The 8,494-nt window shown below is 63.1% G+C and carries 9 protein-coding genes; 2 read left to right on the forward strand and 7 right to left on the reverse strand.

Annotation, left to right across the window (positions count from 1 at the left end):
• The 3 genes from AC1D2E_RS33340 to AC1D2E_RS33350 all read right to left on the reverse strand — a co-directional run.
• Positions 1-338 (reverse strand): tripartite tricarboxylate transporter substrate-binding protein (locus AC1D2E_RS33340; protein WP_478201371.1); only part of this gene is annotated, 338 nt, incomplete at its 3' end.
• Positions 339-340: 2 nt separating this feature from the next.
• Entirely contained in the window at positions 341-1,543 is a 1,203-nt protein-coding gene (locus AC1D2E_RS33345; protein WP_478201372.1) for a CaiB/BaiF CoA transferase family protein, read from the reverse strand.
• Positions 1,540-2,484: a hydroxymethylglutaryl-CoA lyase gene (locus AC1D2E_RS33350; RefSeq protein ID WP_478201373.1), complete on the reverse strand. Its 945-nt coding sequence runs from the start codon at positions 2,482-2,484 to the stop codon at positions 1,540-1,542. The genes AC1D2E_RS33345 and AC1D2E_RS33350 overlap by 4 nt, the downstream gene beginning before the upstream one ends.
• 97 nt (positions 2,485-2,581) lie before the next feature.
• On the opposite strand from AC1D2E_RS33350, the gene AC1D2E_RS33355 reads away from it, so the two are divergent.
• Positions 2,582-3,496 (forward strand): LysR family transcriptional regulator, encoded by a 915-nt coding sequence (locus AC1D2E_RS33355; RefSeq protein WP_478201374.1) that lies wholly within the window; start codon positions 2,582-2,584, stop codon positions 3,494-3,496.
• 568 nt (positions 3,497-4,064) lie between these two features.
• The gene (locus tag AC1D2E_RS33360; RefSeq protein WP_478201375.1) at positions 4,065-4,400 is read left to right on the forward strand and encodes a hypothetical protein; all 336 of its coding nucleotides are present in this window, start codon (positions 4,065-4,067) and stop codon (positions 4,398-4,400) included.
• A gap of 810 nt (positions 4,401-5,210) precedes the next feature.
• Here the strand turns inward: AC1D2E_RS33360 and AC1D2E_RS33365 are convergent.
• From AC1D2E_RS33365 to AC1D2E_RS33380, 4 genes are all read right to left on the reverse strand, one after another.
• Entirely contained in the window at positions 5,211-5,753 is a 543-nt protein-coding gene (locus AC1D2E_RS33365; protein ID WP_478201376.1) for a cupin domain-containing protein, read from the reverse strand.
• A 20-nt stretch (positions 5,754-5,773) separates the two neighbouring features.
• Positions 5,774-6,295 (reverse strand): zinc-binding dehydrogenase, encoded by a 522-nt coding sequence (locus tag AC1D2E_RS33370; protein ID WP_478201377.1) that lies wholly within the window; start codon positions 6,293-6,295, stop codon positions 5,774-5,776.
• A 454-nt stretch (positions 6,296-6,749) separates the two neighbouring features.
• A complete protein-coding gene (locus AC1D2E_RS33375; RefSeq protein WP_478201378.1) occupies positions 6,750-7,766 on the reverse strand; it encodes an IS110 family RNA-guided transposase in 1,017 nt (338 codons plus the stop codon).
• Positions 7,767-7,922: 156 nt separating this feature from the next.
• Positions 7,923-8,494, reverse strand: a 572-nt coding sequence (locus tag AC1D2E_RS33380; RefSeq protein WP_478201379.1) for an IS6 family transposase, incomplete at its 5' end; no start/stop codon positions are given.

Genomic DNA, 8,494 nt, shown 5'->3' on the forward strand with positions numbered 1-8,494 from the left:
ACCACCGACAGCGTGTTGCCGTCCGATGCCGAACGCGCCAGCACCTGCAGGCCGACCACGCCGCCGGCACCGGGCTGGTTGTCGACGATTACGGAAGCACCGAAGGCCTTGGAAAGCGCAGGCTGCGCTGCGCGCGTGATCGCATCGACGCCCGAACCAGCGGCATTGGGCAGGATGAATCTCACCGTGCCTGACTGCGCATGCGCGGCAATTGCCCATGGACCAGCAACCAGGCCGGCCGCCGATGCCGCCAGTAGCGCCCGGCGCGAAATGCGAATGCTCGATGTGCTCATGTATGTCTCCTTTGTCTTTTTGGGCGCCCCTTGGATCCGCGCCATGGTCATCCCACGATTCTGCGGCTGCGCATGGCCTCGACCTCGGCGTCGCTGCAGCCCATTTGCTTCAGCAATTCAGTGGTGTGTTCGCCCAGGCGCGGCGGGTCCATTCGCACGCCAAGGCGCTGCCCCTCCAGCGTGATGGGGAACAGGGTCGTCTTGACCGTCTGGCCGGCCTTGGGCCCGTCCGACAATCGCATGTCGGCCAGGCCGCCGGTGGCGAGCAGGTGCTCGTCGCCATAGAGGTCTTCGGGCCTTCGGATGGGTGCGAATGGCAGTCCGGCCTTCTCCATCACCTGCGCCAACTCGGACGCGCTGCGCCCGGCGATGCGCTCGGCAATCGCCTTCAGAAGGCGCGGCCGGTGCACGACCCGCTGGTTGTTGGTGGCGAGTTCCGGCTCGGCCTTGAGGTCGGCGAAGCCCAGCGCATCGCAGAAGACCAGCCACTGGGCGTCGCTGACGGCAGCCAGGAAGATCTGCTCGCCATCCTTGACCGTGAAAACGTCGTAGACCGCCCAGGGATTGTCGCGCGCGGGCATCGGCGCCGGATGCTTGCCCGTCACCGCGAACTGCAGCATGTGCTGGCCCATCAGGAAGACGTTGTTCTCGTAGAGCGCGGATTGGATCTCCATCCCGCGCCCAGTGATGCCGCGCTGGATCAATGCGCCCAGCACCGCGATCGCCCCGAACAATCCGCCCATGATGTCGTTGACGCTGGTGCCGGCGCGCAGCGGATCCCCGGGGCGCCCCGTCATGTACGCCAGGCCGCCCATCATCTGCACCACTTCGTCGAGCGCCGTGCGATGGTCGTAGGGTCCGGGCAGGAAGCCCTTGTGGCTGGCGTAGATGATGCGCGGATTGACTTTGGCGAGCGACGCGTAGTCGAGCCCGTACTTCACCATCGTGCCCGGCTTGAAGTTCTCGGCCACGACATCGGCCGTCGCGGTCAGGCGCCGCGCCATGTCGGCACCTTCCTCGCGATGCAGGTCGATGCCGATGCTCTTCTTGTTGCGGTTGAACATCGGGAAAAAGCCGGCACCGGCACCGACCAGGCGGCGGCTGTGATCACCATCCACCGGTTCGATCTTGATCACCTCCGCGCCCAGATCGGCAAGCACCATGCCGCAGGTGGGGCCCATCACCATGTGGGTGAACTCGACGACGCGCAGGCCCTTCAAGGGCTGGGCGACTTGCAACCGATCGGTCATGCGGCTTGTTCCTCGGTCATGGTCTTTGGAAGCCCGGCGCGCCAGAGGGTGCCGTGAAGAGTCTCTCCCTCGAGCCAGTGCGCGACCTTCTTTCGCAACGCCATCAGCGCGTTGAAATCCTGACCGGTCTCGATGCCCATGCTCGCCAGCATGTAGGCCAGGTCCTCGGTGGCGACGTTGCCGCTGGCACCTGGCGCATGAGGGCAACCACCGATGCCGGCCAGGCAGGCATCCAAGCGGCTGATGCCGAGTTCGAGCGCGGCATAGACGTTGGCCAGCCCGAGACCGCGCGTGTCGTGGAAGTGCCCGCAATTGAGTTTGTCGCCGGCGATCGGCAACACCGCTTCGAACAGCGAGCGCACCATGGCCGGATCGGCATAGCCAACCGTATCGGCCAAACCGATGGCTTCGGCGCCGGCATCGATGACGGCCTTGACCAGACGAACAACTTCCGAGGGCTCGACCCGGCCCTGCAATGTGCAGCCGAAGGCGGTGCTGATGCCGACCTCGATCCGCGTGCGCGAGCCGCGTGCGTCGCGCGCATCGCGGATGCGCGCAATGTCCTCGATCACCTGGTCGGGCGTCTTGTGAAGATTGGCCAGGCTGTGCGCGTGGCTGGCCGACAACGGCAGCAGCATCAGATCGGCCTCGCACTCCATCGCGCGCTCGGCCCCCTTCAGGTTGGGCACGAGCACCGATGCTTTGAGGCCGGGCAAGGTCCTGGCGAAGGCCACCAGTTCGGCGGTGTCGGCCAATTGCGGCAGCAGGCGCGCGGGCACGAAGGACCCGACTTCGATCTCCCGCTGTCCGGCTTCGTAGGCGTCGCGAATCCACTCGAGCTTGGCGGCAGTCGGCACCACGCGCGGGATGATCTGCAGGCCGTCACGCAGACCTACCTCGCGGATCACGACCTGCTGCGGCAACGCAGATGAACGGCTCATTGCTGGTCTCCTGGAAGTTTGGTTTGTCCGAGTCTAGAATTTCCGGATACTCCTTGCTTCTCAATTTGAGAAGCGCTGAATTCCCGATCGGAATATCTTGCGCGACCTTGATCTCACCACCCTGCGCCTGTTCGTGGCGGTCTGCGAGACCGGCAGCATGGCGCGCGCCGGCGAGGACGCCGACATCGTCGGCTCGGCAATCAGCAAGCGGCTCGCCCAGCTCGAAGATCGCCTTCGCACGCCGTTGCTGATGCGCAAGCGCCATGGCGTCGTGCCCACGCCTGCGGGCCAGACGCTGCTCGAGCATGCGCGCGCCATGCTGGACACCGCCGCGCGCATCGAGCGAGACATGGACAGCTACCTGGCGGGTGCCCGCGGCCAGGTCCGAATCCTGGCCAGCATCTCGACCATGGGCGCGTCGCTGGCGAATGATGTCGCCTCCTTCCTGAAGATGCCGCCGCATCGCACGATCAAGGTGGACTTCGAAGAGCGCTTGAGCCCGGAGGTCGTTGCCGGCGTGCGCGACGGCCTGGCATCGATCGGCGTTTGCTGGGACGAGGCCGACCTTGGGTCATTGCAGACTCGCCCCTATCGCAGCGATCACCTGTGCATCGTGGTCCCGACCGGCCACCCTCTTGGATCGTTCAAGTCAGTGCGCTTCGAGCAAACGCTCGACTACGAGCATGTGGGCCTGCCTGTCGGCAGYACGCTCCAGCGCATGCTTCAACGCGCCGCCGCCTTGTCGGGCCGCACGTTGATCCATCGAATCATCATTGCCAATTTCGAAGCCGCGTTGGGCGTCGTGCGCGCCGGCCTGGCGATTGGCGTCATTCCGCGGGAAGTAGTCGGGCGGCAAGGGACCGCCAGCGGCCTGCATGTGGTCTCGTTGGCCGAGACATGGGCCGAGCGGCGCTTCGTGCTTTGCTTTCGCGACGCGCAGGGCCTTTCCGTGGCAGCCTCGCTCCTGTCCGACTACTTGAGCACCCGGATGCAGAGTCGTCGTCCCGACTGAAGTGGCTCCCGAAGCCCGCTTGCATCTGGATTGCCGTCGTTCCCGACGCGTGTGGGACCGACCGAGACGGGCCCGGAGTTCCACTCCGGCTGTTTGGATAGCTGCCATTCGATGGGCCTTGGTCGCAGAGGCGGGGTCCAGCTTGAGCGACGGCAACGGCTACGTCTGCACCACCTTGTAACCGGTCGTCGATACGGAGATCACTTTGGCACTGGGATGACCGGAATCGGCGCTACAGCGTGAGCTCGCCCAGCGGCGGGGAAGGACAGCTACCGCTGCGCACTTGCCGTACAGCGGTCGCTGACGACCGGCAGGGTAAGGCCAGGGGAGACGTGGCCGCCCATTGATGCCGGCGGCCCGGGCGTTAAGTTCATCACAGGCACCGCGGCTAATCTGGGCAGTGGCATTAAGTTCACCGTATCGAGAGATCAGGTTGTCAACGGCGTGCTGCTGGCGAACCGGGTCGAATCTAATTGTTCGATTCGCTCAGCGGGCTTTGGCGCCGGTCAACCGCGAGGCAATCGACGCGTTGGTGAAGATCGCGGCCCTCATTTCATCACGGACAACAATGAAAAAGTATTCATATTTCGTGGCAGCTGCATGCGCCTTGCTCGGCCTGGCTAGCGTCGCGCACGCGGTCAACATCGACATCAATGTGGGCACGCCAGCGCCGGTCTACGTCGCACCGCCGCCTGTGTACGTTGCCCCGCGACCGGTGTACGTGCCTCCGCCTGCACAGGTGGTGGTTGTGCCCGGCTGGTATGGCGAGCGGTACTACGATGGGCATCGCTATTGGAGCCGACACGAGTGGGAGGCCCGCGAGCACTACGACCGAGACCGTCATCACCACGAAGGCAATCGCTACCACTGCCCACCGGGCCACGCCAAGAAGGGCGAGTGCTGACCAGTCAGCCGGTCAATCAAGTTGCATATGGCGGCGCATCTGCCCACGACGCTACCTGCAGCGACGCTGGCCAGTTGCCTCAGGTTCTGCAATTCGAATTTCTGAAACTGCGATGACTGCATGCAACTGAATGCCTTGGCTTCCTCAGCAAACCGGTGAACTGCATCCGCCAGCGCATCACGGCCTTGGAGGCGAAATGAAATCGGAGCGAGCGGCCCAAACAACAAAGCGCGCTTGGGTTCGGGCCAACGTTCAGGATTTCGGCTCGATGCCCGCGCGGGTGCGAGATTTTGCGCTTCGGTCCCAACGGACTGTCGTCCAACTGCCTCGGCACCAGGCTATATGACTGCAGCAGGCCGACGGTTCTAGTTCGAGGTCCAAGCTCGAACGCGTGCTCTAGACTGGTTGCAGCCGGTTGAATTTCTGGGGCGAACGACGGCGACCGTTGAAAGCTGACTTTCGGGCTTTTCTTCGCGACCGGCTCGTCTACTTCAGAACTTGACCTTCGCCAACATCGTGAGGACGTTCGGGGTAGGGCAGGGGTCGGATCGCTGGTGGCAGTGGACGGCAAGGACGGCGTTGCCCGTCAGGGGCTGCTTTCGAATGTCGCGACATGGCGGTCAGGGCCCATCACGGTCGGTCGCCCGCGACCGTCCAACGGTCCCTATCCRGCCGAGACCGGCCGTTGGCTTCGGCCCATGAAGATCAGCCTGCCGCCCTCTTCGGGTCAGCTTCTTCATAACCGTTCGAACAGGACAAAAGGCTGACCCGACGGCCGGGCGACGAGCGAGAACCGCAATGGCAAGGCCGCTAAGCGCGACTGGCTCCGACGAGGACAAACAACATGGTCGCCGGCTTGCTACTTTTGTTGCGCCAAGCGTGCCGTGTACCGTTTTGGATGACCACATCCCGTGGCGCAAGCTTCTTCATGACACCATCGTCAAGTTCGAGATGAAGCTCACCTTCAATCAGCACACCGTAGTCGATCGAATCCGTGGTGTGCATGCCAGGGTTGTCCATCTCGAACTTCTCCGCCAAGCCTGGTAGCACTTTCATGTACTCGGAGCCCGCAGCCGCCGGATCGAACTCGGGACTCATCATCACAGCGTCCGGAGGGAACGTGATGAACATGAGGTTTGTGCCGCCCGGAGGCGGAGCCCAGGAGCTGGCGGAGACCGCCGGGTCCCCTTCGACCGGCCGTATTGATGCATTGGGAGGGGTCTCCCACAAGAATGAAGTGACGAAGCCGGGAACGTGCTCGAATTCTGTCGAGCGCGGCGAGGTCGCGTCAGATTTGAAGACGGACTTCCCTGCCTGGTCCAGGCTCGTGACGATGCGTCGGATGTGTTGCATGCTGGTCTCCTGCTTGTTCATCAATGAATGATCACGACGTTCGTGAACCCGCCGCCGCGCTGATCAACCGCATCCAGCGCCTTGTTCACCTGGTCGAGCGTGAAGCGCTCGTGCTCGAACACGCCCAGGTTCAACGTACCGGCGTGCGCCATGGCTGCCATGTCCTGGCCCTCTGCAGTCGTGAACCACAGTGAGCCGATGTAAGACTTCTGCAAGCACATCAATGGGAACGGTTCGAGCGGTACGGGGTCGGCAACGCCGCCGATGTTGATCGCCTTGCCGCCGCGGCGCAGCGCGTTGAATGAATCGAGAACCGACGACACCGGCGCGTTGGGGCCGAGCGCCTCGATGAGCACATCGACGCCATGGCCACCGGTCGCCTCCATCACGATCTCTGCAGTCGGCCGTTCACCGAGCACGATCGGAACGATGCGGGATGGATCAAGTTGATGCAGCTTCTCGAGCAGTCCTCTGTTTCTGCCGGTGGCATAGATCTTGGCCGCACCCATCGCAAGCGCCAGGATGACAGCACCCAGCCCCAATGTGCCCGTCCCCCCGTCGATCAGGACGGTCTGGCCCGGCGAGAACTGGGCTTTGCGCAGCGCCGAGTAGGGGTTCTGTCGCTACAAGGGCTTCCCCCACAGTCAAGCAAAATTCGGCCAGGATGACTCTGGAATGAGAGTCATCGACGAAATCACGGGCAGACCCGTCGGTCGGGCGCCAGTTGGACAGCTGCGGTGAACGACGAGCACAAGGTGCGGACTGGCGAGACTACAAACGGTCATCGATGCAGGCTCATTGCCTGCGGACCCTGATGAAAGACGCACGTGGGGGACCCATTCAGTAGTCGAGGACGCTATCAAGCACCTCCGCGACAGAAACGGTCACTCCCCACGCAGGTCCAACCTTGCTTCATCAACGCAAGCCGTCAAGCGGCGGAGGAAATGGATTCGATGCAACTCCTCGAAGAGCGAGTGGTTGACGCAGCCTGTGCTTTCATGTGGGCATCAGGAACGTCTCGCCTCGGGACAACATTGCCCACGCCATACGGGCGTTCTTGGCTGCAATGGCAACGATCGCGCGCCAATACCCGCGACGCTCGGTCAAGGCGACTGCCCATCGGCTGAGTTTGTCGGTCTTGCCCTCGGCCGATGCGAGAACGGCCCTCGCGCCCAGAACCAGCAACTTACGCATATAGGGATCGCCGGCCTTGGTTATGTGTCCCAGGCGTGCCTTGCCGCCCGAGCTGTACTGGCCTGGTACCAGGCCCAGCCATGCAGCGAACTGGCGACCGCATTTGAATTCGTGTCCGTTGCCGATCATGGCCACCATTGCGGTGGCGATGGTCCCACCAATGCCGGGCAAGCGCATGAGCTGCCGAGCGCGCGTGTCTTCGCGAGCGATCTTGGCGAGGTGGTGGTCGTACTGGGCGACGCGTTCATCGAGCCGATGCAAGTCACTGAGCAGGTCACCGATCGCGGTATTGGCCCAACCCGGAAGATCTTCCAGACAGGCTGTAGCTTGTCGGCGCACGGTAACGGCCCTGAGTGGCAAGACGATGCCAAACTCAGACAGCAAACCCCGAATGCGGTTGATGGTGGCGGTGCGTTGCTCTATGTAGCCCTGGCGCACGCGATGCACGCTCAGTTGCGACTGCTGCTCCAGGCTTTTGATCGGCACAAAGCGCATGTTTGGACGCTGCACGGCCTCGCAGATCGCCGCCGCGTCGGCGGCGTCATTCTTCCCATGCTTGCCAGACAGTCGATACGGGCTGACGAACTTTGGTGCCATCAAGCGCACCGTGTGACCGTGAGCCACGAACAGGCGTGCCCAATGGTGCGCGCCGGAACACGCTTCCACGCCAATTACGCAGGGCGGCAGCGAGGCGATCAATTCGAGCAAGTTGTCGCGCGCCACCTTCGGGCACACTAGCTCGGGCTTGCCGACCTCGTTCACCGCGTGGACTGCGAATACGTTCTTGGCAAGATCGATGCCAACATACAAAATCGTCATGGGCTTCCCCTTTCCGAGTGAGTTGATGGAGCTTCACAACCCCATCGTGGCACTCAGTTGCCGGCAGCCGCAATACGCAGCGGCTTAATCGGGACGGGGAAGTCCCTTTCATTCGATAAGCCGGTCGAGGCGGATGAAGTCCGTCAGCTGTCCGGATCAACGGACGGCGAGACTGTAAAAGTAGTCGGCATGTGAAAACGCCAAACCGCCGGGGCAGCGCAGTTGCCCCTTCTTGATCATGTGCATGGTCTCGATGCCGGCAATCAGGCGCGCAGCAGAGCGAAAAGATTTGAACCCCATCATCGGCCGGACTCGACGTTTGACGGCGCGGTGGTCCTGCTCCACAAGATTGTTCAAGTACTTGGACTGCCGTAGTTCGATGGTGACGCCGCTATCAGCGATCAGACCTCGCACGACGGCGGTGTTGGCACCGCTCTTGTCGATGGTGATCTTCTCGGGCACGTCGTGCTGGCCGATCGCACGCTCGAAGAACCGGCGTGCGGCCGCCGCGTCGCGGCGCGCGGTCAGCAGGAAGTCGACCGTCTGGCCCAGCCGATCGACGGCTCGGTACAGATACTTCCACTGGCCACCCACGAACACGTAGGTCTCGTCGACACGCCACGAGGACCCCACCGGGTGCTTGCGCCGACGAAACACTTTGGCCAGCACCGGCAGCATCTTCAGTGACCAGCGGTGGACGGTTGCGTGGTCGACCAGCACCCCGCGCT

The sequence above is a fragment of the Variovorax sp. P1_H2 genome (assembly GCF_056405295.1).

What these genes read in the sequence shown, in the direction of transcription:
- AC1D2E_RS33360 (WP_478201375.1), top strand. Translation starts at nt 4,065, where the DNA reads ATGAAAAAGTATTCATATTTCGTGGCAGCTGCATGCGCCTTGCTCGGC.
- AC1D2E_RS33350 (WP_478201373.1), bottom strand. Translation starts at nt 2,484, where the DNA reads ATGAGCCGTTCATCTGCGTTGCCGCAGCAGGTCGTGATCCGCGAGGTA.
- AC1D2E_RS33365 (WP_478201376.1), bottom strand. Translation starts at nt 5,753, where the DNA reads ATGCAACACATCCGACGCATCGTCACGAGCCTGGACCAGGCAGGGAAG.
- AC1D2E_RS33375 (WP_478201378.1), bottom strand. Translation starts at nt 7,766, where the DNA reads ATGACGATTTTGTATGTTGGCATCGATCTTGCCAAGAACGTATTCGCA.
- AC1D2E_RS33345 (WP_478201372.1), bottom strand. Translation starts at nt 1,543, where the DNA reads ATGACCGATCGGTTGCAAGTCGCCCAGCCCTTGAAGGGCCTGCGCGTC.